The organism is Meishania litoralis, assembly GCF_042611095.1.
Taxonomy (GTDB): domain Bacteria; phylum Bacteroidota; class Bacteroidia; order Flavobacteriales; family Flavobacteriaceae; genus Meishania; species Meishania litoralis.
Map to the genome: position 1 here is coordinate 1995580 of NZ_JBHFPV010000001.1, position 25486 is coordinate 2021065.

The 25486-nt window shown below is 43.4% G+C and carries 24 protein-coding genes; 9 read left to right on the forward strand and 15 right to left on the reverse strand.

Annotated elements, in window-relative coordinates; all coding sequences use genetic code 11:
- Positions 1-4: 4 nt before the first annotated feature.
- The 3 genes from ACEZ3G_RS08880 to ACEZ3G_RS08890 form a co-directional block, all read right to left on the reverse strand.
- Positions 5-604: a LemA family protein gene (locus ACEZ3G_RS08880; RefSeq protein ID WP_432425084.1), complete on the reverse strand. Its 600-nt coding sequence runs from the start codon at positions 602-604 to the stop codon at positions 5-7.
- A gap of 167 nt (positions 605-771) precedes the next feature.
- Positions 772-1101 (reverse strand): MerR family transcriptional regulator, encoded by a 330-nt coding sequence (locus ACEZ3G_RS08885; RefSeq protein ID WP_432425085.1) that lies wholly within the window; start codon positions 1099-1101, stop codon positions 772-774.
- A complete protein-coding gene (locus ACEZ3G_RS08890) occupies positions 1101-2078 on the reverse strand; it encodes a M23 family metallopeptidase (protein WP_432425086.1) in 978 nt (325 codons plus the stop codon). Before ACEZ3G_RS08890 ends, ACEZ3G_RS08885 begins: the two co-directional genes overlap by 1 nt.
- Positions 2079-2182: 104 nt before the next feature.
- Between ACEZ3G_RS08890 and alaS the strand changes: the two genes are divergently transcribed.
- The 4 genes from alaS to ACEZ3G_RS08910 all read left to right on the forward strand — a co-directional run bounded on the left by alaS (position 2183) and on the right by ACEZ3G_RS08910 (position 7111).
- Complete coding sequence (gene alaS / locus ACEZ3G_RS08895) at positions 2183-4795, forward strand: alanine--tRNA ligase (RefSeq protein ID WP_432425087.1); 2613 nt, start codon at positions 2183-2185, stop codon at positions 4793-4795.
- Positions 4796-4798: 3 nt separating this feature from the next.
- Positions 4799-5794, forward strand: coding sequence for a GSCFA domain-containing protein (locus tag ACEZ3G_RS08900; protein WP_432425088.1), 996 nt, complete (start codon positions 4799-4801; stop codon positions 5792-5794).
- On the forward strand, positions 5791-6405 hold the full coding sequence (locus ACEZ3G_RS08905; protein ID WP_432425089.1) for a DUF4230 domain-containing protein: 615 nt from the start codon (positions 5791-5793) through the stop codon (positions 6403-6405). Before ACEZ3G_RS08900 ends, ACEZ3G_RS08905 begins: the two co-directional genes overlap by 4 nt.
- A gap of 67 nt (positions 6406-6472) precedes the next feature.
- The gene (locus ACEZ3G_RS08910; RefSeq protein WP_432425090.1) at positions 6473-7111 is read left to right on the forward strand and encodes a mycothiol transferase; all 639 of its coding nucleotides are present in this window, start codon (positions 6473-6475) and stop codon (positions 7109-7111) included.
- Here ACEZ3G_RS08910 and ACEZ3G_RS08915 read toward each other — a convergent pair whose 3' ends face one another.
- From ACEZ3G_RS08915 to ACEZ3G_RS08930, 4 genes are all read right to left on the reverse strand, one after another.
- On the reverse strand, positions 7112-8371 hold the full coding sequence (locus tag ACEZ3G_RS08915) for a glucuronyl esterase domain-containing protein (protein WP_432425091.1): 1260 nt from the start codon (positions 8369-8371) through the stop codon (positions 7112-7114). It abuts the gene before it with no gap.
- 26 nt (positions 8372-8397) lie between these two features.
- Positions 8398-10149, reverse strand: coding sequence for an aromatic amino acid hydroxylase (locus ACEZ3G_RS08920; RefSeq protein ID WP_432425092.1), 1752 nt, complete (start codon positions 10147-10149; stop codon positions 8398-8400).
- Between the two features lie 84 nt (positions 10150-10233).
- Positions 10234-10803: a DUF4136 domain-containing protein gene (locus tag ACEZ3G_RS08925; RefSeq protein WP_432425093.1), complete on the reverse strand. Its 570-nt coding sequence runs from the start codon at positions 10801-10803 to the stop codon at positions 10234-10236.
- 76 nt (positions 10804-10879) lie between these two features.
- Positions 10880-11041 carry a DUF5522 domain-containing protein gene (locus ACEZ3G_RS08930; RefSeq protein WP_432425094.1) on the reverse strand — a complete coding sequence of 54 codons (162 nt, stop codon included), beginning with the start codon at positions 11039-11041 and terminating at the stop codon, positions 10880-10882.
- 205 nt (positions 11042-11246) lie between these two features.
- Between ACEZ3G_RS08930 and ACEZ3G_RS08935 the strand changes: the two genes are divergently transcribed.
- From ACEZ3G_RS08935 to hemL, 4 genes are read left to right on the forward strand one after another with little or no spacing between them, the layout of a single operon-like run.
- Entirely contained in the window at positions 11247-11576 is a 330-nt protein-coding gene (locus ACEZ3G_RS08935) for a hypothetical protein (protein ID WP_432425095.1), read from the forward strand.
- 14 nt (positions 11577-11590) lie between these two features.
- Positions 11591-12499, forward strand: a complete 909-nt coding sequence (locus ACEZ3G_RS08940) for a 1-aminocyclopropane-1-carboxylate deaminase/D-cysteine desulfhydrase (RefSeq protein WP_432425096.1) — start codon at positions 11591-11593, stop codon at positions 12497-12499.
- Positions 12496-13356, forward strand: a complete 861-nt coding sequence (locus ACEZ3G_RS08945) for a glucosaminidase domain-containing protein (protein ID WP_432425097.1) — start codon at positions 12496-12498, stop codon at positions 13354-13356. The genes ACEZ3G_RS08940 and ACEZ3G_RS08945 overlap by 4 nt, the downstream gene beginning before the upstream one ends.
- A gap of 2 nt (positions 13357-13358) precedes the next feature.
- Positions 13359-14642 (forward strand): glutamate-1-semialdehyde 2,1-aminomutase, encoded by a 1284-nt coding sequence (gene hemL / locus ACEZ3G_RS08950; RefSeq protein WP_432425098.1) that lies wholly within the window; start codon positions 13359-13361, stop codon positions 14640-14642.
- 2 nt (positions 14643-14644) lie between these two features.
- On the opposite strand, the gene ACEZ3G_RS08955 is transcribed toward hemL, so the two are convergent.
- The 3 genes from ACEZ3G_RS08955 to ACEZ3G_RS08965 form a co-directional block, all read right to left on the reverse strand.
- Positions 14645-15094, reverse strand: a complete 450-nt coding sequence (locus ACEZ3G_RS08955) for a hypothetical protein (protein WP_432425099.1) — start codon at positions 15092-15094, stop codon at positions 14645-14647.
- Between the two features lie 424 nt (positions 15095-15518).
- A complete protein-coding gene (locus ACEZ3G_RS08960) occupies positions 15519-15974 on the reverse strand; it encodes a hypothetical protein (RefSeq protein WP_432425100.1) in 456 nt (151 codons plus the stop codon).
- Between the two features lie 161 nt (positions 15975-16135).
- Entirely contained in the window at positions 16136-16306 is a 171-nt protein-coding gene (locus tag ACEZ3G_RS08965) for a hypothetical protein (RefSeq protein ID WP_432425101.1), read from the reverse strand.
- A gap of 631 nt (positions 16307-16937) precedes the next feature.
- On the opposite strand from ACEZ3G_RS08965, the gene ACEZ3G_RS08970 reads away from it, so the two are divergent.
- Positions 16938-17249, forward strand: a complete 312-nt coding sequence (locus tag ACEZ3G_RS08970; RefSeq protein WP_432425102.1) for a hypothetical protein — start codon at positions 16938-16940, stop codon at positions 17247-17249.
- A gap of 58 nt (positions 17250-17307) precedes the next feature.
- On the opposite strand, the gene ACEZ3G_RS08975 is transcribed toward ACEZ3G_RS08970, so the two are convergent.
- The 5 genes from ACEZ3G_RS08975 to ACEZ3G_RS08995 all read right to left on the reverse strand — a co-directional run bounded on the left by ACEZ3G_RS08975 (position 17308) and on the right by ACEZ3G_RS08995 (position 25483).
- Positions 17308-18738 carry an SLC13 family permease gene (locus ACEZ3G_RS08975; protein ID WP_432425103.1) on the reverse strand — a complete coding sequence of 477 codons (1431 nt, stop codon included), beginning with the start codon at positions 18736-18738 and terminating at the stop codon, positions 17308-17310.
- A gap of 112 nt (positions 18739-18850) precedes the next feature.
- Positions 18851-20245, reverse strand: coding sequence for a c-type cytochrome domain-containing protein (locus ACEZ3G_RS08980; protein WP_432425104.1), 1395 nt, complete (start codon positions 20243-20245; stop codon positions 18851-18853).
- 12 nt (positions 20246-20257) lie between these two features.
- A complete protein-coding gene (locus tag ACEZ3G_RS08985; RefSeq protein WP_432425105.1) occupies positions 20258-21133 on the reverse strand; it encodes a sugar phosphate isomerase/epimerase family protein in 876 nt (291 codons plus the stop codon).
- Positions 21134-21230: 97 nt separating this feature from the next.
- On the reverse strand, positions 21231-22742 hold the full coding sequence (locus tag ACEZ3G_RS08990) for a DUF1501 domain-containing protein (RefSeq protein ID WP_432425106.1): 1512 nt from the start codon (positions 22740-22742) through the stop codon (positions 21231-21233).
- The gene (locus tag ACEZ3G_RS08995; RefSeq protein ID WP_432425107.1) at positions 22742-25483 is read right to left on the reverse strand and encodes a PSD1 and planctomycete cytochrome C domain-containing protein; all 2742 of its coding nucleotides are present in this window, start codon (positions 25481-25483) and stop codon (positions 22742-22744) included. Before ACEZ3G_RS08995 ends, ACEZ3G_RS08990 begins: the two co-directional genes overlap by 1 nt.
- Positions 25484-25486: the final 3 nt, after the last annotated feature.

The window sequence follows — 25486 nt, forward strand, 5'->3', positions numbered from 1 at the left end:
GCGATCAGTCAAATTCGAAGTTCACATCAGGAGCGTTTTCAGATCCTGGATCAGCTTTGTAACGGGCCATTTCTTTAAATCCGAAAAGGCCGGCGAGAAGTTTGCCCGGAAATTTCGTGGTATGCACGTCATAGATATTGACTTTTTCATTGAAACGGTCGCGGGCCACATTGATGCGATTTTCGGTCCCTTCGAGCTGTGATTGCAGCTCTAAGAAATTTTGATTTGCCTTTAGCTCGGGGTATCGTTCGACGACGACCATCAATTTGCTCAAGGCCCCTGTAAGTCCACTTTGTGCTTCTTGAAAAGCGGCCATATTCTCCGGCGTCAAGTTATTGGCATCGATATTCGTCGAAGTAGCTTTCGCCCTTGCCTCAATGACGTCTGTCAAGGTGCCCCGTTCAAAATCGGCCGCGCCCTGAACCGTTTTTACCAGATTACCGATGAGGTCGTTTCTACGTTGATAGGCACTTTCTACATTCGACCAGGCCGTTTTGGCATCCGCTTCGTATTCGACGGCCGTGTTGTTGAAGCCAACGGCCCATTGGTATAGTCCGACCGCTATCACGCCCAGAACTATCAATACAATCAATCCTTTTTTCATAATAGTGAAGTTTAATGTCCTTCCCATTGCTATGGGAATTCTTAGTGTTTATTTAATGTTCAATTATGCATATCATTAGTTGGTAATTTGCTCAAATCGTTACATTCTGTTGGAGAAAAATTTGAAGTAAGGCCAATATTTTGACCTTTAGGCATTCAGTGATCCACCTATAATTGCTCCTTGATCTTCATCAGCTCGGTCTTCACTTTTTCAAGTTTTTGAATAATATCGAAATTTGAAAGTGTCTTTTGCCTGTTTTCCTTAAGGTGGGTCTTGGCCCCTTCGAGAGTAAACCCCCTTTCCTTGACCAAATGATAGATGAACTGAAGGTTTTTAATGTCTTCAGGAGTAAATTTTCGATTGCCCTTGGCGTTTTTTTTTGGTTTTAACGCATCGAACTCCTTTTCCCAAAAACGAATCAACGAGGTATTGACACCAAAAGCCTTGGCCACTTCGCCAATTCCATAATAACGCTTTTCCGGTAGTTCAACTTGCATTAATCGAGTGATTGGTTTTCTTGGTTGGCATATTTCAACATGTTCTCGAACTCCTTGGCGCTCAAACTGCCATAGTAGAAATTGATAGGGTTGATCCTATCTTCATCTTTGCGAACCTCGTAGTGTAAATGTGGTGCTTCCGACCTCCCGGTACTTCCGACAAAGCCAATAAGGTCGCCGCGCTTTACCTTCTGTCCCTTTTTTACATTGTATTGGCTAAGATGGGCATAGAGACTGACGTAGCCGTACCCATGATCTATCCGTATGTGTTTTCCGAATCCTGAAGAATTGTTGTCGGCCCTTGTGATTTTACCATCTCCCGTGGCATAGACCGGTGTGCCCTTGGGGGCTGTAAAGTCCATTCCCCAATGCATTTTCCTTGCTTTGGTAAAAGGATCCGACCGCCAACCAAAACCGGATGCCATTCTTGTTAAATCTTCATTGTTCAAGGGTTGAATGGCCGGTATTGCCGCCAAAAGCTTTTCCTTTTCGGCCGCCAAAATCGTAATCTCGTCAAGCGATTTTGATTGGATCGCCATCTGCTTTTTGATGATATCCAATCGTTTGGTGGTGCCAATGACCATTTCAGAGTTATTGAACCCTTCAAGTGACCGGTAGCGATTTACACCGCCAAATCCAGCACGGCGTTGTTCTTCAGGAATCGGGTTTGCCTCAAAGTACAACCTGTATATGTTGTTGTCACGTTCTTCGATGTTGGCCAAAACTTCTTCGATCTGCCCCATTTTTTTGTTCAAAATCTCAAACTGCAGCTCGTAATTCTTGACTTCGCGTGCCAAAGAAAGTTCTCTCGGGGTATTGATGAGGTTGGTGTTCAATAATAGGATCAACGATAAAAGGCCAAATAGGAACGAACCCAAAACAAAAAATGCAATATTTCGGTACCGTCTCGATTTTTTGGGTTCTATCTTTCGGTACGAAAGGGTGTCAGGATCGTAATAATACTTTACTTTAGACATGAAGGTATTTTATCCTATTTTTGTGCTTCCGTTTTAACAGAACAAACAAATATAAAAATTGTTTCGCTTAAACCGTTAAAATTTACAAAACCTTACCATTTTCTATGAACTCCAAGGAAATCAGGACACAATTTTTGAATTTTTTCAAGGAGAAAAACCACAAGATCGTGCCCTCGGCGCCGATGGTCATAAAAGATGATCCCACACTGATGTTCACCAATGCGGGAATGAACCAGTTCAAGGAGTTTTTTTTGGGTAACAGTACTGCAAAACACTCCAGGATCGTCGATACCCAAAAATGTTTACGTGTCAGCGGTAAGCATAATGACCTGGAGGAAGTGGGCAAAGACACCTATCACCATACGATGTTCGAGATGTTGGGTAATTGGAGCTTTGGCGATTATTTTAAAAAAGAGGCCATAGAATGGGCCTGGGAACTGCTCACCGAAGTGTTGAAGATCGATAAGAATAGGCTGTATGTCTCTGTTTTCGAAGGAAGCAACGATGACGATGCACTTGCTATGGACCATGAGGCCTTTGATTTTTGGAAGGCCATTGTGCCCGAAGACCGCATTATTTTAGGAAATAAGAAAGATAATTTTTGGGAAATGGGGGACCAAGGTCCTTGTGGACCGTGTTCAGAGATTCATGTAGATATCCGCCCTGAAGAAGAAATGGCGAAGGTTTCGGGGGCTTCACTGGTCAATCAAGACCATCCGTTGGTCGTTGAGATCTGGAACCTCGTATTTATGCAGTACAATCGTAAGGCAAGCGGGCAATTGGAGCCACTACCATCGAAACATGTCGATACAGGTATGGGCTTTGAGCGCCTCTGTATGGTGCTGCAAGGGGTGAGGTCGAATTATGATACCGATATTTTTACCCCTATCATTCGCGAGATCGAGACTATAACGAGCTCAAAATATTGTAATCAAGAAAAAACCGACGTCGCCATTCGCGTAATCGCCGACCATATACGTGCGGTCTCGTTTTCTATTGCCGATGGCCAACTGCCGAGCAATACAGGTGCGGGATATGTGATCCGAAGGATTCTAAGGCGTGCCATTCGCTACGGGTTCACCTTCTTGAATACAAAACAGCCCTTTATGTATCGCTTGGTCAAGGTATTGGCCGAAACCATGGGCAATGCTTTTCCTGAATTGAAAGAACAACGCCAGCTTATTGAAAATGTCATTAAAGAAGAAGAACATTCTTTTTTGAAGACCTTGGAACAAGGACTGGTGCTTCTCGATACGATAATACAAAAGAACAAGGGCAACGAAGTTGACGGGCGCAAAGCTTTCGAATTGTACGATACATATGGCTTTCCCATAGATTTGACTTCCTTGATTTTGAGCGAAAAGGGCCTCTCGCTCGATGAAGAAGGTTTCAACTTGGCCATGCAGGAGCAAAAAGACCGTTCAAAATCGGCTTCCGAGGTTTCCAAAGAAGATTGGGTCGTACTCTCCGATGATGCTGAACAGGAGTTTGTAGGCTACGATGTTTTGGAAGCTGATGTAAGGCTGGTCAAATACCGAAAAGTGACCTCAAAAAAAGATGGTGAGCTTTATCAGCTGGTATTCAATCTGACACCGTTTTATGCCGAAGGGGGCGGACAGGTCGGCGACAAGGGTTATCTCGAAGTTCAGAACGGTGATGTGGTGTATATATTGGACACGAAGAAAGAGAATAACGAGATCGTGCATTTTGCGAAGAACCTTCCCAAACATTTGAACGGAGCGCTCAAGGCAGTTGTTGATAAAAAACAGCGCGGGCGAACCGAGGCCAACCACACGGCAACGCACCTGTTGCACCAAGCGTTGCGCGAGATTTTGGGAAACCATGTCGAACAAAAAGGCTCTGCCGTACATTCAAAATATCTTAGGTTCGACTTTTCTCATTTTGCCAAATTGACGACCGATGAAATTCGTGCCGTGGAGAATTTTGTAAATGCACGTATCGATGGGCAATTGCCCTTGCAGGAAAAGCGAAATGCACCTATGGAAGAAGCCCTGGCGGAGGGTGCAATGGCACTTTTCGGTGAAAAATATGGCGATACGGTTCGTACCGTGAGGTTTGGCCAGTCGCTAGAATTGTGTGGAGGAACGCACGTAAAGAACACTGCGGATATTTGGCACTTCAAGATCAGATCGGAAGGCGCCGTGGCCGCGGGAATCCGGCGTATAGAAGCGATTACCTCCGATGCTGTCAAAGAATTTTATTTCGAGAACGACAGAACCCTCTATGAGATCAAAGATTTGTTGAACAATGCCCAAGACCCTGTCAAGGCAGTACAAACCTTACAGGAAGAAAATGCCAAGCTTAAAAAAGAAGTCGACCAACTTTTAAGGGACAAGGCCAAAAATCTTAAGGGAGATTTACAAAAAGAATTACAGGAAATCAATGGAATAAGATTTCTTGCCAAAAAAGTCGACTTGGACGTATCGGGCATCAAAGATCTGTCTTTTGAAATGGGAAGCAACGTTGACAATCTGTTTCTACTTTTTGCGACCGAGCAGAATGGCAAAGCCTTGTTGTCTTGCTATATTTCAAAAAACTTGGTTGCCGAAAAAAACCTGAATGCAGGCAACATCGTGCGCGAACTTGGAAAATACATCCAAGGTGGTGGTGGCGGCCAGCCTTTCTTTGCCACGGCGGGGGGCAAGAATCCTAGTGGTATTGATGAAGCTTTGAAGCGGGCAAAGGATTTTTTGTAATCCATGAAACTTCAGACCCATATTCCGCTAAACAAGGCTGAAAAGCCTATTGATTATGATAGCAGTATACTTCTACTTGGTTCATGCTTTTCGAATAACATAGGTCAAAAATTTGGATATTTTCAATTCAGGTCGGCTCATAATCCATTCGGTATTTTGTTCCATCCCAAGGCCATAGAGAATTTGATTGCCAAATCCATAGCTCAAAAAGAGTATTCAGAAGACGATATTTTCTTCCTCAACGAACAATGGCATTGTTATGATGTGCATTCCGATTTGAGTGACGCTTCAAAAGATAGGTTGGTACAAAAGTTGAACAAAGGCCTTACAGGGGCTTACCAACAAATAAAAGAGTCTACCCATGTTATCGTTACATTGGGCACATCGTGGGTCTATCGTAGAACCGATGCAGGTCGAATCGTGGCCAATTGCCATAAAGTTCCTCAAAAGGAGTTTGAGAAGTTACTGTTGTCAATAGATGATATCTCGAAGAGTTTGCGAAATATTATTGATTCGATCCGAGTTGTGAACCAAAAAGCCCTCATTATTTTTACTGTCTCCCCGGTACGCCACTTAAAAGATGGATTTACGGAAAATCAACTGAGCAAGTCTAGGCTGATTTCAGCGATACACGATATCCTTGGAGTTCCCCCTTTGGGGGTTAAGGGGCTTTCCCCCTCCTTTGGAGGGGGTCGGGGGGAGGCCTATTTCCCCTCATACGAAATCATGATGGATGAACTACGCGATTACCGGTTCTATGAAAGCGACATGGTACACCCGAATCAAGTGGCGATCGATTATATCTGGGAAAGGTTCAGGCAATCATGGATTTCAGAAAAAGCCTATCCCGTGATGGAACAAGTGGATGCCGTTCAAAAGGGATTGGCACATCGACCTTTTAATGCTGATTCGCTACGGCATAAAGAATTCAGGAAATCCCTCGAAGGGAAAATTACGTATCTTAAAGAACGATATCCCCATATGATATTCTATCAATGAAGAAAGTACTGGCAGGAGCGTTGATTACCTTGGCGGCCGTTTTGGTCTTTCGTTCTTGTTCCAAGGGCAATGAAGAAAAATCAATACTTCAAGAGAACTCGATGCTGATCCAACAACAGATCGAGAGTGTTTCAAAGCTGATCGTGACCGAAGGCCATTTTTCCGAAGTTTACAATTACAAAGATTCGCAGCAACTTTTCGGCCCATTGATCACTGCCGATAAAAAGGCCTTGGTAGTTGTCAATGCCGAGGTCACTGTGGCTTATGATTTATCAAAAATAGACTTTCAGATCGATGACACTGCCAAAACGCTGCGGATCAACAGAATTCCCGAACCCGAAATAAAGTTGAATCCTGATTTTGAGTACTATGACGTAACCGCCGATTATCTCAATCAATTCAACGCTGCCGATTATAATACGATCAAAAAGAATGTCAATGCTTCCTTGATGCGAAAGGTCGAGGCATCCTCCCTGAAAAGAAACGCCCAAAACCGCTTGATCGGCGAACTTCAGAAGTTTTATATTTTGACCAATTCCATGGGGTGGACTTTGGAATATGATGATGAACCGGTCGGTCAAAACTTCATGCAACTATTGCCTAAAGACTAGGGCCAAAATGGCGATGATTCGAAAACCATGGATTTTATTTTTTACCTTAATTGGAAAATAAACAACTATGTCTTTGAAACAACAGCACAATAGAAGAAATTTTTTAAAATCGACAGGGTTATTGGGCGCAGGATTATTGGTTCCCAATATCAATTTGGCTTCAAATGGAACAATTGCCATGAATGATGGCATACATCAATTTGGAAAACGCGAAGGATTCACGGATCAGATAAGTATTTTGGTTTCAATGATGGATTGGATGCGGGCTACCGTGTTGAGGTCAGTTGACGGGCTGTCACAAAAAGAACTCGATTTTCTGTTGGATGAGGAGTCAAATTCGATAGGTGCCATGTTACTTCATCTAGGTGCAACAGAGCGGTTTTATCAAATTCATACTTTTGACGGAAGGGCTTGGGGCGATTTTGACAAAAAGGATACGGATCAATGGGAGGTCGCTAGCCGTTTGGGGCAAAAGGGCCGCGAAATAATCAAGGGAAACCCTCTTTCATATTATACCGATAATCTTGAGAAGGTGAGAGAACGAACGAAGAAGCTACTTAAAGAGCGCGATGATAGTTGGTTAATGGAATCGACTATGTTCTTTGGCAATGAGCCCACCAACAACTATTGCAAATGGTTTCATGTGGTCGAACATGAATCGAACCATAATGGGCAGATAAAATATATCAAAGGTAGAATGGCCTAACTATTCCATTACTTTTTTTACCCATTTTATATATTGTTTCCAGTCGTAATCGGTGACATCATGTTTTCCTGTGCGAATGTGATAGGCCACCGTATTCTGTATCGGCGTATTTACCTCTGGCATTTCTATCGTATCAATGCCCGTTTTGCCAAATAATCTGTAAACAGCGGTTGCGTAATGTGCCGATAGAAACTCGCCTTTGGGGTCGGCCCATTCATCTTCTTGGGCACTCGCCACATAAAGCGGCCGTGGCGCCATAAGGGCCAAAAGTTGATGTTGGTCAATGGGTAACGCCTCCTCATTGTTGTTGTATGCATTGAAATTATCGCAGAACCAATGCGGAAAACTCTCATTAATGCGGCCAACGGTTTCACCGAACCGGCGTTTTGAAAGCGCGGCACCGCCACAACCCGAATCATTACTGATGACCGCGGCAAAACGATCGTCCATTGCACCGGCCCAAAGTGCGGCCTTTCCTAATCTGGAGTGGCCGAATACAATAACCTTGCCCACAGCACTGTCTTGCACGAGATAATCCATGGCACGGCTCAGGCCGAAGGCCCATGCGGCAATGCTTCCCCACTCATCGGCTTTTGGTTTTTCTTGTCCTGGTTCATAAAACAATTGGTGCAATCCATCCGAAAAATCGTTTTTATCGGGATCTAGTTCACCATAATAAATGGTAGCCAAGCCCATGCCCGAAGCAATTATGTTGGTGATATCCCAGCGATTAATCCGAACGCCTCGTGATTTTTCGGTCGGGGTATTGTTATCGATTCCAAAATCTTCATTGTTCATAGACCATGCCGATGTAACGATTACGTTTTCATCACTGGTCGTAGTATGATTTCCATAGAAATTAAGGCCAAGGAAAAGAGGAACTTTTTCAGTGGTTTTCGGTAAATACATCAAAATGGTAAACGATAGTGATTTTTTGTCTTTTTCCAGGGTGACCTGCACTTGTTTTCTATGAGCCGTTCCGTTAAAGGCATTCGTATTTTCTTCGATTAGCTTGAAGGAAATATCATCTAGATTTCCAGGAACCTTGCCATATACTTCATTTTCAAAGAAAGCAAGCAGTTCTGGGCGCCTAACTTTAGACCAAGCCTTTTCATTTTCGATTTTAGTTCCGCTATAGGATGTCAATGGATCCGGAACGCTGAATTCAGGAACTTTGGTTTCATCATAATTGGGCTCAAATTGCGCAATGGCCATGGAAGACATGATTGTAAGGAAATAAATAAAAAGAAATGATTTCATTAATACCGACTATGGAATTAGTGTTTCTAAGCTACAAAACTTTTTGCCACCAAGGCTACACCGTCATCTATAAGTTGGCCCACTTTAGGGTTGTCTATTTTCACAGTTTGAAGATGCGATAAGATTTCATTGGCAAATACAATATCGCCATTGGTCTTGGCCAGTTCATAGAGTTCTACGGGCAGCAACCAGTCCAACGTATGGTTTTCCTTGACTTCTTCAAAGACCTTATGGCGTGAGATGGTGGTGTTCGTTCCTTCCCGAAACTCCCTGATTTGCCGATATAATTGCTCTAACTTTATTTTCTGACTATCTTTTTCGGTCTTTATGGTCGTGCTGCTCAATTTGTGGGTGACCCTATCAAAACTGTTCAGATCGGCAGGGCCGTTGAAGGCTGAGACAATACGCTCGCCAATGGCCATATTATAAAGTTCGTCATTTGATTCGAACAGTACTTTGTCGTTATGCAGTACTTTGCAGTTTTTCATAGTGACCAAGATTATCTGCCCGCTGAGGTTACGGGTACCGGTAATAATATGTCCGGTGACCATAATATTTCCTTCGAATTCTAGCGAAACCATTTCTCCCTCGTAAATATTATAGGCTTTTAGATCTCGGGGACTCATATCTTCTATGGCCAGGTTAATGCCCTTTAATTTACCGATAGGGCTACCAAAGCCCGTGGAATGCCTTTCAACGCTATGGCCCACCAGTTCCTTTTCGCGATAGGCAAGTGCCGTTGGCCCCTCCGTTTGAAAAAATACCGGTTTGCCCTCATGGGCGATCATACTTTTGAAGTTTCCTGAAATTTGAAGACCAGTACTTAATTCAATCGTGCCCAACTCTTTTGAATGGATCAATTTTTCGAGCCCGGAGAATCCGCCTTTGCGCAGGGCCATGGTATTCGCAAATTCTTCCAATACCTGACTTAGAAAAGCAAAATCGGGAGTTACGAACAATTGAGGCTGAGGTTTTGTAATATCGAAAGCAGTGCGCGCCGCCTCAATGGAATACGGAATCTTTTTGACTTTGTCGGTCATGCACCAAGCACTTTCACCGATTGAACTCAGTAGCCCTGCCCCATATATTTTAGGGTTTTTGACCGTGCCGATCAGCCCGTATTCCACGGTCCACCAATGAAGGTTTCGTATCAAGGCGATTTCACTGGGCTCACCCATGTTTTTTTGTAGTTCTTCAATATGTTCTTCGGCCTTGTCGATCTCGACCTTCGGGGTGCCCGATGCTTCTTTTATGATAGAAAGATGCCTGACGGCCTCGTAAAGTTCAAAATCTTTGGCACTTGAAATAGCCTTGCAGCCTATTTCCCCGAATCGTCTCAAATACTCTGCATATTCAGGGTTGGCGATTATGGGTGCATGACCCGCCCCTTCATGGATAATATCGGGTGCCGGGGTATATTCGATATGTTCGAGTTGGCGTATATCTGAGGCGATTACAAGCACATTGTACGCTTGAAATTCCATAAAGGCGGACGGTGGTATAAAACCGTCAACTGCGACCGCGGCCCAACCGATTTCCTTTAAAATGCGGTTCATGCCGTACATATTAGGAATATGGTCGATCGAGATGCCCGTTTTTTTAAGTCCGTCCAAGTATGACCGATGGGCGACCTTGCTCAAATAATCGACATTTTTTCGCATCACATACCGCCATACGGCTTGATCTATCGCCGAATACTCGGTATAGTTCTGAGGTTTTATATACTGCTTTAAATGTTTGGGAAGCTTGTCTAATATGGCATTACTTTCGTATGTCATTTTCTGTGCATTTTTGCAGACTAAAGGTACGAAAAAAGCCCTGACGGTAACGTCAGGGCTCATACTCGTTATCGTAGAAAGACTTTATTGGTTGGCCGCCACGGCATTTGGCGGATAGGCCTCAAGTATCTGTGAAACGAATTCGCGAATTCGTTCTTCTTTCTTTTCAATATTCGAAATATTGTTCAGGTTGCCAACGCCCTTGCCTTGCCAGACCAATTCTTTGCTCTTAGAATCGATAAGGTCGATGTAAAGTGAACCTTCGGTACGGGTGCTGACGTTATTGCCATAGTACCCGGGGCCCCATCCACCCCAATACCAAGGGTTCCAGCCCCAACCAAAAGCACCGCCCCAGTAGTTGTTGTATATATCTACTTGTTCTTTTTCCTTCGTGAAGATGCTGATCAATATGTCGGGGTTCTCCGATTTGACAAAACCTCTTGAGCTTAACTCGGCGTCGATGGCCCTTAAAATCCTCTTTTTATCCAAATCCGAAATTTGGGCCTTGTCGATTCCTGTTTTGTAAAACGCGTACGATTTATAGTTGTTGAAGTTCGCCTCGCGATCATAATCAGAGAGTACGCGCACCGAGGCGCAAGAGCTTAAAAAAAGCAAGACCATCATCGGTATTGCCAAAATCTTAATCTTTTTCATAACCAAAGTTTTTTATGTAATGGAGTATCTATATGTTGTAAAATAATTCTCAAAAATCATGCCGAGATTCACTTCTTTAGCTTTGGGTATTGGTCTTTGGATCATAGCCATACGGGCAATGCCTGCAGCCACTTTCGCAGCAATGACCTCTTTTTAGATGATACTGTTCTGTAAAGACGCGAAAACCTTCTTTCGACATATAGTAATCTCCCTCTTCAAGTGGAATGAACTCTTTCATACTGCAATGCCTTCATGTAAAGAATCTTCTAAAATTACTTCAATTCTGTTAATAAGCATATTTTGATTTTCTTAAAACGTTGAATTTCTAGGGGTCAAACGATGATTTTAAAGAATTGGTACAATTGTTGGCAACATATACGTGCGGGCATCAAATGGGCGGCTTTAACAATTATCTTTGAATATGTTCGTTTAAATACAGGTCTATGGTTTTGGTCTTTAAACATTTCTTCTATAAAAATTATGTAGGGCTTTCGCTTTGGCCTTTCATTTTTCTTAAGAATGACGCCCTAAAAAACGATGCCGTACTTGTGAATCACGAGAAGATCCACTTAAAGCAACAGCAAGAATTATTGATATTGCCGTTCTATGTGCTGTATATTTTCGAATGGCTCTTACGGTCCCTTTATTATTTGGATAGCTATAGGGCCTATCAGAACATTAGTTTTGAACGTGAGGCCTATCAGAACGAAAGAAACTTGAACTACACTTCTGAACGAAGGACTTTCGGTTTTTTAAAGTATCTTTTTTATTAAGTTAAAGGGATAGTTTGAGACCGGTCAAAAACCAATATGTAACACTGCCGATCCTTACGGAAAAACAACTGACCCTTTGCATCAAAAGGGAAGATTTGACCCACCCCCTAATTTCGGGCAACAAATACCGCAAACTCAAATACAACATCGCTACGGCCAAGGACCAAGGCTTCGACACGCTTTTAACGTTTGGCGGGGCATATTCCAATCATATTGCGGCTACTGCCTATGCCGGAAAGTTGCATGGCCTTCGGACCATTGGGATAATCCGTGGCGAAGAACTTGAAGTAAAATGGAAGGAAAACCCGACTTTGCGGAAGGCTTCAGAAGATGGAATGCATTTTAAATTTGTTAGTCGAGAGGTTTATCGCCAAAAAGAATCCCACATTTTTTTGCAACTTTTGGAAAAGGAATTCAGAAACTTTTACCTGCTTCCCGAAGGTGGTTCGAACGCCTTGGCGGTAAAGGGTTGTGAAGAAATACTCGATGCTGAAGACCGTGATTTTGATATTGTCTGCTGTGCCGTGGGTACTGGCGCAACCATCGCGGGGATCGCCAATTCAGCAACATCTGAACAGCAGGTTTTGGGCTTCCCGGCGCTCAAAGGTGATTTTTTAAATCAAGATATTCGTAAATTTGCCCATAAGGAGAATTGGAAATTGCTAACGGAATATCATTTTGGCGGGTATGCAAAAGTGACGCCAGAACTTGTTCACTTTATTAATGATTTCCGTGAAAAGACCCATGTTCCCCTAGATTCCGTTTATACCGGGAAAATGATTTTCGGGATTTTGGATATGGTCAAAAAAGACTATTTCCCTCCGAAAACCAAAATTTTGGCCATCCATACCGGAGGGCTCCAAGGTATAGCGGGCGTGAACCAAAGATTGAAAATGAAAAACCTACCCTTGATCCACGTATGATGAAGAAATTGCTATTGTCGGTGATATGTGCCACACTTCTGATTGGCTGTAAAGTAAGGCAAAGTGTCTCCATGAAGAAAAACAACGGTCATTCACCCAGGGCGACCGTGAGTAAGTCGGATCAAAGTAACAATGACTCCGACGGTCTTTATGAATTGCCCGAGGATTCGGGCGAATTCGTTCATTTTGAAGTTGCCTCGATCGATGAATATATCGATACTTTTTCCGAAATCGCTCAAATGGAAATGAAAGCTTACGGAATTCCGGCCAGTATCACGTTGGCGCAAGGATTGCTTGAAAGCGGATTCGGAAGGGGCGCACTGGCCCGGAAAACCAATAACCATTTCGGTATTAAATGCCATACAGGTTGGGAGGGTGATTTCGACCATCATGACGATGACGAAAAAGGGGAATGTTTTAGAAAGTACAATCACCCCATGTATTCGTACAGGGACCATAGTGTTTTCTTGTCGGGCCGCAGTCGTTACGCCTTTCTTTTTGACCTTCCCAGCAATGACTACAGGGCATGGGCGAAGGGTTTGCGCAAGGCCGGGTATGCGACCGATAAACGGTATCCACAAAAATTGATTGCCTTGATCGAGCAACACGGTCTACACAAATTTGATGCCGATGTGGTCAAGCAGGGCTATGGGCGTGTCGCCGCGGCCCAAGTTGCCGAAAATAAGCCGCGGCCTACTAAGGTAGACACCCATATTGTAAAGCGGGGCGATACCCTATATTCCATTTCGCGAAAGTATTCGGTTTCTGTCGATGACCTAAAGCGGTTGAACTACATGTACGATAACAACATTTCTGTCGGCCAAGAATTAGTGGTAAAGACGGCAAAATTCAATTAGCCATGATTTATAAACGCAGTAGTGCCCTTTTCGCAGAGGCCAAAAGCTATATCCCCGGGGGGGTGAATTCTCCGGTGAGGGCCTTCAAGGCGGTGGGCGGGGACCCGATTTTCGTAAATGAGGCCAAAGGCGCCTATCTCTATGATGAAGACGGTAATCGGCTCATTGATTATATCGCCTCTTGGGGCCCTTTGATTTTAGGTCATGCGTATGAACCGGTAATCAATGCGGTCATCGAGAAGGCCAAAAAAGGGACTTCGTTCGGAATGCCTACTGAAATTGAGACCGAACTGGCAAAATTGGCCGTATCGATGGTACCCAATATCGATAAGATTAGGTTCGTGAACAGTGGAACCGAGGCCTGTATGAGTGCCGTTCGCTTGGCCCGTGGTTTTTCAGGTAAGGACAAGATCATCAAATTCGCCGGATGCTATCATGGCCATTCCGATTCGTTCTTGATACAAGCGGGTAGTGGCGCTGTCACTTTTGGAAGTCCGAATAGCCCTGGAGTCACCCAAGGAACCGCAAAAGATACACTATTGGCAAATTATAACGATCTCGATAGTGTCGAGGCCATTGTCAAGGCGAATAAAGAAGAAATAGCCGCGATCATCATCGAACCTGTTGCCGGAAATATGGGATGTATCGTCCCGAAAGATGGTTTTATGCAAGGATTGCGAAAAATCTGTGATCAAGAGAACATATTGTTGGTATTCGATGAAGTGATGACGGGTTTTCGCTTAGGCAAAGGAGGTGCACAAGAGGCACTGAACATTAATGCCGATATTCTTTGTTTCGGGAAGGTTATCGGTGGCGGTCTTCCCGTCGGGGCATTTGCGGCGAGAAATGAAATAATGGATTATTTGGCGCCTGAGGGGCCTGTATACCAAGCTGGTACACTTAGCGGAAATCCGTTGGCGATGAGTGCTGGCCTGGCCATGCTCACCGAGTTGAATGCGCACCCTGAGATATTCAAAAGTTTGGCCGATAAGACCGAATACCTGCACAAGGGCCTTGATGAAGTATTGCGTTCAAAGGGAATACCCTATCAAATCAATCGTTTCGGAAGCATGATCTCGGTACACTTTACCGAAGAGCCTGTCGTCGATTTTCAGACTTCCGCCAAAGGAAATAATGAAACGTTCAAAAAATACTTTCACGGCATGCTGCAAAATGGTATTTACCTACCGCCAAGTGCTTTTGAGAGTTATTTTTTGAACGATGCTTTGACCTATCATGATTTGGATGAGACCGTAAATGCGGTTAACTCTGTTTTTAATGAGTAGTGCTATTGCAGTATTGCCATTTTTTCTTTTTCTTCATGCATGAACAATCTCTTCTTCTGTTTTTGGGTGAGAATCTCTTTAATTTTTTCACTAGCTTGTTTGTCTAGTTTTTCTAAGAGAAGATTTTCCTTTTGTTCATCATATTCGGTGTACGACGATTGCTTGCGATGTGGCCGCTCTTTATACCTATTTCTTTGCTTGAATTTGGTATTTGCGAGTTTCTTTTGTTTTTTGATCTCGTAATCCTTGTAGATTTGGTATGCTTTCTTTTTCTGCTTCCCTTTATTAAGATGCACTACTTCATCCAATCGCTGCGTCTTCTCCTCGACTACTGATTCCAACTTTTCATAATTGATATTGCCATATGAATCTATAGGTCTCCCTTGCGCATGAAGGAACAAGGAATGGGCAAATAACAAAACGCCAATTACCATAAAGATCTCTTTTTTCATTGTAAACCAAAATTTGTATAAAATTAGAACGCTTTTTTTGTTTAAAAAGTGTGGAAAACTATATGGGGTCCTATCAGTAATCAGGTGCATTTCTTTTTTGATATAGTTTTTTCTCGCTCAAAGTGAGAGCTTAGATTTTTATTTATTATTTGGACAAATGAGGGTATGCAATAAGCATCTGAGTTAAAATTCATTGTTTTAACTGCTGAGTTTGTAGTGAAGATATTATACTTTTCTATATGCGGCTGCTATAGAATTCGTATAAAATTACTGATGGTGCAAAAGTGGAAAAATCATACCTTGTAAGACTGCATATATGTTTTATAATACATATAGAACCATATAGAAGTCTTCAGTAACGTTAAAAACCAAAAAAAAACCGTCCACAATTTGCGAACGGCTTTTCATCAACTAATCAACCAACCTATTTTTGTTTGCCCTCTATTCTTTTGTGCTTCATTCTAGGTATGCCCTTTTTATGTTTTGAATAATGATGTGCCATTTTCTGCCATTTATCGTATTGTTCGGGCGATAGTATTTTCTTGAACTTTTCTTTTTGGGCAATTTGACGGTCGAGGCGTTCATTTTGCATCGCAAAACGCTCTTCTTGCGTTGGCTTCTTACGTTCTCCATCCTCTTTCATCGCTTTGAGTTCGTCCATTTTGGCCTTGCGTGCTTTGGCATTTTCAAGGTTCAGAGTCTGTATTTGCGATTGTTGGACTTCGGTAAGGTCGAGGGCCAAGGTCATTTTCTTGGTTTGAAGGGTAGCTATTTGCTCCGGGGTGAAATCTTTCATACCCTTACGATGAACGTTCCCTTCCCTTTGGGCGAGGCCGACGATACCGGTCAGTAGTAACATTGCCATTATTATTTTTTTCATAACGTAAACTTTAAATGATTTATACCTAAGATGTCATGACGGGGAGATGGTTTAATCCATTGCATGAATTTGACACTTTTTTAACACAGACAGTATCGATACAAATAAAAAAGGGCAAGGATTCTCATCCTTGCCCTCTTGGGGGTAGTAGTAGGTCGTTCTTATTGAATATTTTGATTCATTGTTTCTATAGTGATCTGCTCGACATCGGCTTTTGCCAGTTCGTTCACATCAGAAATTATACGCTGTGAAGCCGATACGTTATAATAATAGGTTATGGTGGCGATCACGAAACTTGCGAAATACAGTAAACTTTTAGTTTTATATGACATGACGTTTGGTTTTTAATGCTGAAGCTAAATTAGACATTACCCTAACCCAAAAAAGGGCTTTGTTGCGAAACGGTACTAATTAGATGTCAAATGTATCATAGTTGTGGAATACCGGTTTTTTTCATCGGATTTATTTACATTTTGACGTAGAACCTATAAAAATGTATGCATTTGATTGTTGCGAACGAATCTTTTTTCGAAGTTTCGATTTGATTTAAAATCGATTTAAACATCTTTTTTAGAGTTGGATTGTAACATTTTGTTTTTTTATCAGTCTTATATATAGAAAATCTCATTTTTCAATTAGCGAATTAGTCAAGATAAAGCTGTCATAAACCTATGGCAGCTTTATTTTTTATCGACCAACTGCAAAAACCTCGATGAACGGTAAATATTTTTACAGGATGTCTTGGGCCCGACAAAAAAACGTCAAAATTTTGGCTGTAAAAGTTTGCCAAAGAACTTCAATAAATATTAATAAAAATCAGGTCGAATTACGAAGTTGATAACTTCCGTATGTTCTAATTGCGAAATCATCGATTTTCGATTTTACAAGAAACCCCTTACAAAGATGCAAAACAATAAATAACGTTCTAGACGTTATACTATCTCATATTTAACAATAGAAGTTATGAAAAAAATGGAACTTGTATCTGCGGCTACCGTTGTACTTTTGTTCGCTTTTGGAGTTTTTGCCAACAACAATATACCCGTTGAAAAAGAACTCGATATCAATTCGATTATTATAATCGAAGAAGAGGTCGATATCGACCTTGGTTTCGATACGCAAGATTATTTGCCTGCAGATTTTAATGCCTATGCCTATCCATATGATGTGGACGGTTTCAATTACATTGAAGAAGATGATACCGTTATCTTGGATTTTGATCCGAAGGAACATCTGCCCGAAGGTTTTGACCCGTATATAAAGACGAAGAAGTAAACTTCTTTATTTGAGTTAGTCCAGATAAAACCTCCATTTTCGAATGGGGGTTTTGTTTTTAAAAGAACATCGGAATTACAAATTGAAACATCAGTATCAATAGTGCTATCGCTATCAAGTTAAGTATTGCCCCTACACGTGCCATTTCACTTACCTTGACATAACCGCTGGCAAATACGATTGCATTGGGCGGCGTAGCCATTGGCAGCATAAAGGCACAACTGCTTGCCATGGTAACCGGGATCAATAGATACAAGATGGGTACTTCCAAACCTATAGCGATACCGGCGACCACTGGGGCCAGTACGGCGACCAATGCCACATTGCTCATCAGTTCGGTCATAAAGAGCATGAGCGTTATAAGAAGAACGGCGGTCATCAAGATACTGATATCGCTGTTGGCAATCGCACTCGAGACCATATCGACTATTCCGCTTACCGACATACCTTTGGCGAGTGCCAATCCGCCCCCAAAAAGTATCAAAATGCCCCAGGCCAGTTTTTGGGTGTCTTTCCAGTCGATGATAAAATCTCCCTTTTTAAGATTATAGGGAATTGAGAACATGGCAATGGCCCCCATCATGCTGATCATGGTATCGTTTAACTTTAATCCTGGTAAATAACTATTGATGACGGTTCTAAAAATCCAAAGAAAAACGGTAACGCCGAATATGGCCAAGACCATTTTTTCCTTGCCTCCCATTGGGCCTAATTTTTGTAGTTCATCGTTGATCACTTCCCTTGAGGCGGCAAATTTGAGTTGTTTGTTGGGGAACATCCATTTGGTCAGTACAAGGTAACTGATCCATATCATTACCGCCGAAAAGGGTACCCCTATGACCATCCATTTTAAAAAGGAGATTTCAATATTGTATTCGTTTTCAAGCAGTCCGATCATTACCGAATTCGGTGGCGTGCCTATTACGGTAGCAATGCCGCCCGCATTGGCCGAGAATGCAATACCCAACATTACGCTCAGGGCAAAGTTTTTATCACTTTTGGTAAAACCATCCTCGTCGTTCACCAACAGACCGATGACCGACATGGCAATGGGCAGCATCATTACGGTGGTCGCCGTATTGCTGATCCACATGCTCAAAGCCGCGGTCGCGATCATAAAACCCAACACGACTTTATTGGGGGCCGTGCCCGTTAATTTAATAATACTTAGTGCAATGCGTTTGTGTAGATTGACCTTTTCCAAGGCCAGGGCCAGAATAAAACCACCAAAGAAAAGAAAGATGATCGGACTCCCGTAGTTGGCACCGACATCACCGACATCCATAATTTTTAGGATGGGAAAGAGCAGCAACGGTAACAAGGCAGTGACCGATATCGAAACAGCCTCGGTGATCCACCAAACGACCATCCAAACGGCAATGGCCATGACCGAGTCACCTTTTTCAGAGACCATCTCGAAAGGTAGGTTGGTGAGCACCAAGAAAAGTATCGGTCCGAGAAACAGCCCCGCTTTTTTACTGAAATTCATTTATAAACATTATCGGCCCTAAGCTATGTTTTTTCTTTTTGTTTTGGAAATGAAAAAGTCAGATGTATGATGCTAATGTGCGAAGTACCGGGCATGGTACATCTGGCCTTTTTCAATAAATAATCGAATCCGACGGAATGGGCGGCAACTCGTAGTTGCCGTAATCTACAGTTATCTGTCCGTCGTTCAATGTCTTTATTCCCTGAGATTCGGATTTGGTTTTATAGAGATAGATTTTTTTCAATTTTTTGAAGCCGGAAAAATCGGGTAAATGGGTTTCCTCGAATTTGGAGGCCGTAAGGTTTATCGACTTTATATGTTCAAGTGATGACAGTTGTTTGATGTTTTGTCCTGTAATCGAGGTATTGTCGAGTTTCAAAATCGTCAGGTTCGGAAGTTGTGTCAATTTTTCGAAAATGGCATCGGTCACTTGGGTTCCGCCCAGATCCAATTGGGCAATCTGTGGAGCTATGGAAAGCAGATTCTCGAAATCGGCATCGGAAAAAGCGGGTTTGTTGATGCAGGAAACGCTTAAAAAATTCGAGGATTCACTGATAGGATCGACATGAACGCCAGTTTCTTCAATAATTTTTATACTGTCTTGTGAAGCGGCGGTTATTTCGATATCGGGATAATCATTGTCCAAATTTTGGGGAAAGAACGAAGTGAACAGTTCTTTGGCCAATCCGTTTTCTTTTATGGTGCCCTCGAACGGGTGTCCGGCATCGATCCAGGCACCGAGTAATATTATTTCCTCTTTCGTCGGTTGTCTTTTACCTTCGGGAGGCATATGGTTGTCGTCATCATTTGGTAGCTTCATACGCGTGAACACTTCGCTTTGGGAAGCATCATTGGCTACGACTACTTCTCCGTTTTCTCCTCCATTTAAAATGCCTTCCTTAGAATGCAAAAGTAGTTCGCCCTTTGTCTTTTTTGGATTATGGCAACTGACGCAATTATTGTTCAGAATCGGTTTGACCACATCCTCATAAAGCAAGGCTTCCTCCCAATTGTCTTCATTGAGTTTGATTTGTTTTTCCTCGAAGGTTTCGTAGCCCAAGGCCGATTTAATGTTATTGGGTAGGGGTTCAACAAGATAATCCTCCCCGTGGGTAATATTTCCACCTTTGTGCCCGGTAAAGGAAATCAAAATGAAAAAGACGATCGATAAGGTGATTGTGGGAGTGCGTTCCAAAAAAGAAAAAGCTTTTGTTCCTTCTGATTTGGCGTACATCAAAAATGAGAATAGGGCCGTGGCCACGCCACTCCATAAATGCCATTTTACCGTATCGAAGGCATAACCTTCGCCCGTATACTGCAAATATCCGGTAAGGCAGGCTACAACTGCGGCAATGCCTCCCCAGAGATACGCTATGGGAATCAGTTCGCCATACGTTTGTCTTTTTCGGTCGTACCATTGAAGTAACAATCCGAAGACGATGAATCCGATGGGTAAGTGGACTATGATAGGATGTAGTCTGCCCAAAAGTTGTTTTAGAACGTCCATGATACCGTAAACTTATTCAATTTTTAGACGTTCTTTTAAGGTTCTCATCATATAAATGTTCGCTTTCCATTGATCGGCCACGGGCATGCGGGTATAGGGTAGGGTTGGCATATAATCCGCCGGGCCGAATTCAGTTGTTATGGTAAAGACATCTCTTGTTTTCCATTTTTTTCTGATGATATTTTCCCAGATATCCAAATGTCGATCAACGGCCTTTTTCCATTCAGGAGCTTCGGGATCGTTCACCTGTGGCCCTTCGGCGTGGCCGATCCTGGCATGGATGTGGTGAGAACGGTCTATGATTTCCTCCAATTCATTGTCCTGATTTTGCAACAACGATTCGTGCACGACCATCCAATGGCTGATATCCAAGGTCAATTTTAGGTCGGGAATCTTTTGCACGTATTTTTTTGTGTCCGGCAGATTGTAACTAAACCGGCCGCGGTGGGTTTCATGGTAAACGGGAATGTTGTTTTCTTTGGCAATATTATTGGCCGCATCGATAAAGGCCCTGTTCTGCTCAAAGGTAAAAAAGTCGCTACCCGTATGGCAATTGATATACGCAGGTTTCCAGGAGATCAAGGTCTTGAAATGTTCGGTATAGGCTTTGAGACTTTCTTCGAAGGGAAGCGATTTGTTGGTACCGTTCAAAAATCCGACTTTGAGCCCATACTTATTTAAAGCCGCCTTTAGTTCTTCTTGGCTTTTTTTATCGGAAGGAAACCAGGTTTCGAGTCCGTCATATCCAGAAGCTTTTGTTTTTTCACAAAAAGCGTCCCAGGAAATATTTCGGCCCCAATCGGTCTGGAAGAATTGCAATTGTTTTTTTTCTTGGGAAAAAGTGGTTAGGTAAAAAAATGTGAATGTGACTAGTAGTAGTTGTTTCATTAAGTTGGTTTTGATTTTTTCGAGACTTGCTCTTTTTGACCAATATGACCTAAAAATGGTAGATCAATTCATTTTCGATGATAATGGTTTCATATCATTACGCCAAAATCTCTTTGATCACCTCGCCCTCTACATCGGTCAGGCGAAATCGTCTTCCCTGAAATTCATAGGTGAATCGTTCGTGGTCGAAACCGAGTAATTGCAATATTGTGGCATGAACGTCGTGCACCGATACCCGGCCTTCAATACCCGAAAATCCGATGTCATCAGTTTTACCGTGAGAAGCACCTTTTTTGATGCCGCCACCGGCCATCCACATGGTAAATGCATCACCATGATGATCACGGCCTTTATAGGCCATTTCTTTATTGCCCCTGTTTTCTTGCATGGGCGTACGGCCGAATTCGCCGCCCCAAACGATCAGGGTTTCATCCAACAGTCCTCTTTGTTTCAAATCGAGGATCAAAGCGGTTATCGGTCTATCGATCTCACGACATTTGTTGCGAAGGCCCATATCGATGGAGCCTTCGCGAATGTTACCGTGGGTATCCCATCCCCAGTCGAACAACTGTACGAAACGCACCCCGTCTTCGACCAACTTTCTGGCCAAAAGGCAATTATTGGCGAACGATTCCTTGCCAGGTTCGACCCCGTACATCTGTTTGATATGCTCAGGCTCGTTGTTGATGTTCATGACCTCGGGTACGGCAATCTGCATGCGATATGCCATTTCGTATTGATTGATCCGCGCCAAAATTTCGGGGTCGGCATATTTGGCGTATTCCTCTTTATTGATTTTGTTTATGGCATCGATAGTATTTTTTTTGAGATTTCTAGAAACCCCTTTAGGGTCTTCAATATATAGAACGGGATCTCCTTTGGATCGGCATTGCACCCCTTGGTAGACCGATGGCAAAAACCCGCTGCCCCAGACACTTTTTCCTGCGTCGGGGGTGTTGCCCCCTGAGGTCAGTACAACAAACCCGGGAAGGTTTTGATTCTCGGAACCCAGTCCGTAGGTTGCCCAGGCACCAATGCTTGGTCGGCCCAATCGGGCACTGCCCGTATGCATGAACAGTTGTGCCGGCCCATGGTTGAACTGATCGGTGTGCACGGCTTTCAAGAATGCGACTTCATCGATTACCTTTTTGAAATGGGGTAGAAAATTCGACACCCAATTGCCCGATTCGCCCTCTTGCTTGAATTCGGCCTGTGGCCCCATCAACTTGGGCGTACCTTTGATAAAGGCGAATTTTTTTCCTTCCAACAACGATTGCGGGCAATCTTGTCCATCATATTTATGAAGTTCGGGCTTATAGTCGAACATCTCCAATTGGGAAGGAGCTCCGGCCATGTGCAGGTAGATGACCGATTTTACTTTTGGGGCGAATGGAGGGGGCAAGGTAGCCAAGGGATTTAGGTCACGTTCGGAAAACGCCATCTGCATTTTCTTAGCAGGCTTGCTCAACGGATCGCATGCCATAAAAATGGAACTCAAGGCGAGTCCGCCCATACCTTGGGCGCAACTTTTTATAAAATGCCTTCGGGTCTTGGCCTGCACCTCGCGTGCCAATTTTTCTTGGATCAGTCTTTCGATTTGGTCTTTCATCAAGCTTTCGTTAAAAATTCATCCAAATTCATTATGGCATTGGCCACTATGGTCAACGCACTCAATTCCGGTGTTGGGCGTTCCTCCAAATGCAGGAACATTTCGGTTGCTTCGTTATTTTTGGCAAACTCGGCCAACGAATTTTGATACAGATCTTTCAATGCGTTCAAAGTCATAGGTTCGATTGCCGAAAAAGTGGCATTCTCATAAGCTTGGGCAATGCTTTTTTCGATATTATCGGCGACTTGTGAATTCTTTGCCAATTCATAGGCGGCCTCGAGAAATACAGGGTCGTTGAGGGTTACCAAGGCCTGTAAGGGTGTATTGGTCGGCGTTCTTCGGATTATGCACACCTCGCGACTGCCCGCATCAAAGGTCAGGAAAGAAGGGTAGGGACTTGTGCGTTTCAAATAGGTGTAAATACCCCTTCTATAACGATCTTCGCCCTTGCTCTCTTGCCACTTGTCACCATTGTAGACTGTTTGCCATACGCCCTCCGGTTGCGGCGGCATGACCCCCGGACCGTACATTTTGTCGCTCAATAAACCGGATACGGCCATGGCCTGATCACGAATGGCTTCGGCGCCCAAGCGTATTCTCGGTCCTCGGGCGTATAGTTCGTTCTCTGGATCTAATTGGTACATTTCAGGAGTGCTTTCCGAACTTTGTCGATAGGTACCCGATAGGGTAATTTCCTTCACCAGCGATTTGATGCTCCAATTGTGTTCGTTCATAAAACGCAACGAAAGCCAGTCTAGCAGTGCCGGGTGCGAAGGTGGTTCAGATTGCGACCCGATATCCTCTATGGTCGAAACCAAACCTCGCCCATAAATCTGATGCCAGACCCTGTTGACCAGTGTGCGTGCGGTCAAGGGGTTCTTTTTGTCAACGATCCATTTTGACAACCCCAATCGATTTTTAGCCCATTCTTGATTCCATGTGTTCAAACTTTCCGGCGTGCCAGGTTGTACCGTGTCGGTCTTGTCCAAAAAACTACCTCGATTGAAAAGTTGCGTCGTCCGTTTCATATAATCGGGATTCTCTGACATAATGGGTACGGTTTCGGTCTTTGCATTCAGAGCGTCCGTAAACATGGTGTTAATGCCGGCCCATCCGGGTTCGTCCTTACCGGGAATGTCTTCGATGAAACCTACCCAATAGAGATTGAGAATGTTGATCTCTTTCGCAATGGCGTCGTTCTGGGTCTCGAGATAGAGGTTGGTTTTCTTGTCTATTTTTTCAAGAGGAAACCGCGAAGTTACCAGCCCATCTGATTTGTTCAATGTGAATTGTGCCAAAACCCTGCCTTCGGCATTCTTTTCACGAATCGTCATTTTGGTACCGTTGTAATGCGAGCGATAGTTCAGATATACAAAACCGGCATTTCGCGTATGGGCATCTTCCATGATGAGGTTGCCGTCATCCCAGAAAACCACTGAAGCATGGTCGTCATAGACGCTGTTTTTGAATTCCTTGAAAAAATGCGATTTATAGACCGGTTCGGTAAACCATAAGAAATCTTTGTAGGTCTTCAGTGATTTTTCATTGCCATGTTTTGCGACCCACTCGATAACCTTATCGACTTTCTTTTGTTGTTCGGGGGTATAGAATTTCAACAAGGGCGATTCACTTGGAGTGTCCTCATCCCGGGTATTATTGAAAAAGGCCATTAGATTGTAATAGTCTTTGTGCTTAAAGGGGTCATAAGGGTGGCCGTGACACTGTACACACTCCATAGTCGTGCTTTGCCACACCGAAAAGGTGGTGTTAATACGGTCGATGACGGTGGCCACGCGATATTCCTCGTCATCGGTACCGCCTTCGTCATTGTTCATCGTATTTCTATGGAAGGCCGTGGCGATCAATTGGTCCATCGATGGGTCGGGCAAAAGATCTCCGGCCAGTTGCTCGATCGTAAACCGGTCATAGGGCATATCTTGGTTGAACGCTTTGATCACCCAATCTCGGTATTGCCATATCGATCTGCCCATATCCTTTTCATAACCTTTTGAATCGGCATATCGCGCCAGGTCGAGCCACCAGGTCGCCCATTTTTCGCCATAGGTTTTTTGTGCCAAAAGACTATCGATATAGGCTTCATATGAAAGATCACCTTCTTCAAAGCGTTTTAATAAATCAGGATTAGGCGGCAACCCGGTAATATCCAATGCGGCTCTTCTGGCGATAATATTTTTCTCGGCCTGATGGTTGGGAGTCAACTGATTTTCATCCAATTTGGCCAAAATGAAATTGTCGATATCGTTTTTCAGAAAATCGGAAGCTTCTTCAGGGGCAAACCCCGCTTCTGCGGTAATTGCCGGAACCCCGACCTTTTCAGGAAGCGAATACGCCCAGTGCCCGCCCCATTCTGCACCTTGGTCGATCCAGCGGGTAAGCAAATCTATTTCCTCGTCAGATAATTTTGGATGTTCATAGGGCATGCGAAGTTCGGGGTCATCTTCGTGCAACCTTTTGATCAATTCACTGCCAGAAGCGTCCCCGCGTATTATGGCAGGTTTGCCAGATTTGGTTTCCGCGAAGGCATCTTCCTCGAACAAGAGGCTAAAGCCACCATTCTTTTTGACCCCGCCATGACATGAAATGCACTTATTATTGAGAATAGGCTTTACCTGAGTGCTGAAATCGACCTTTTTAGAGGAAGAAGAGCAACTTTCCGTCAAAATAATTGCCAGCAAGCAAGCAACACTAAAATAACTTTTTACAACCAATTTATTCTTCATGGT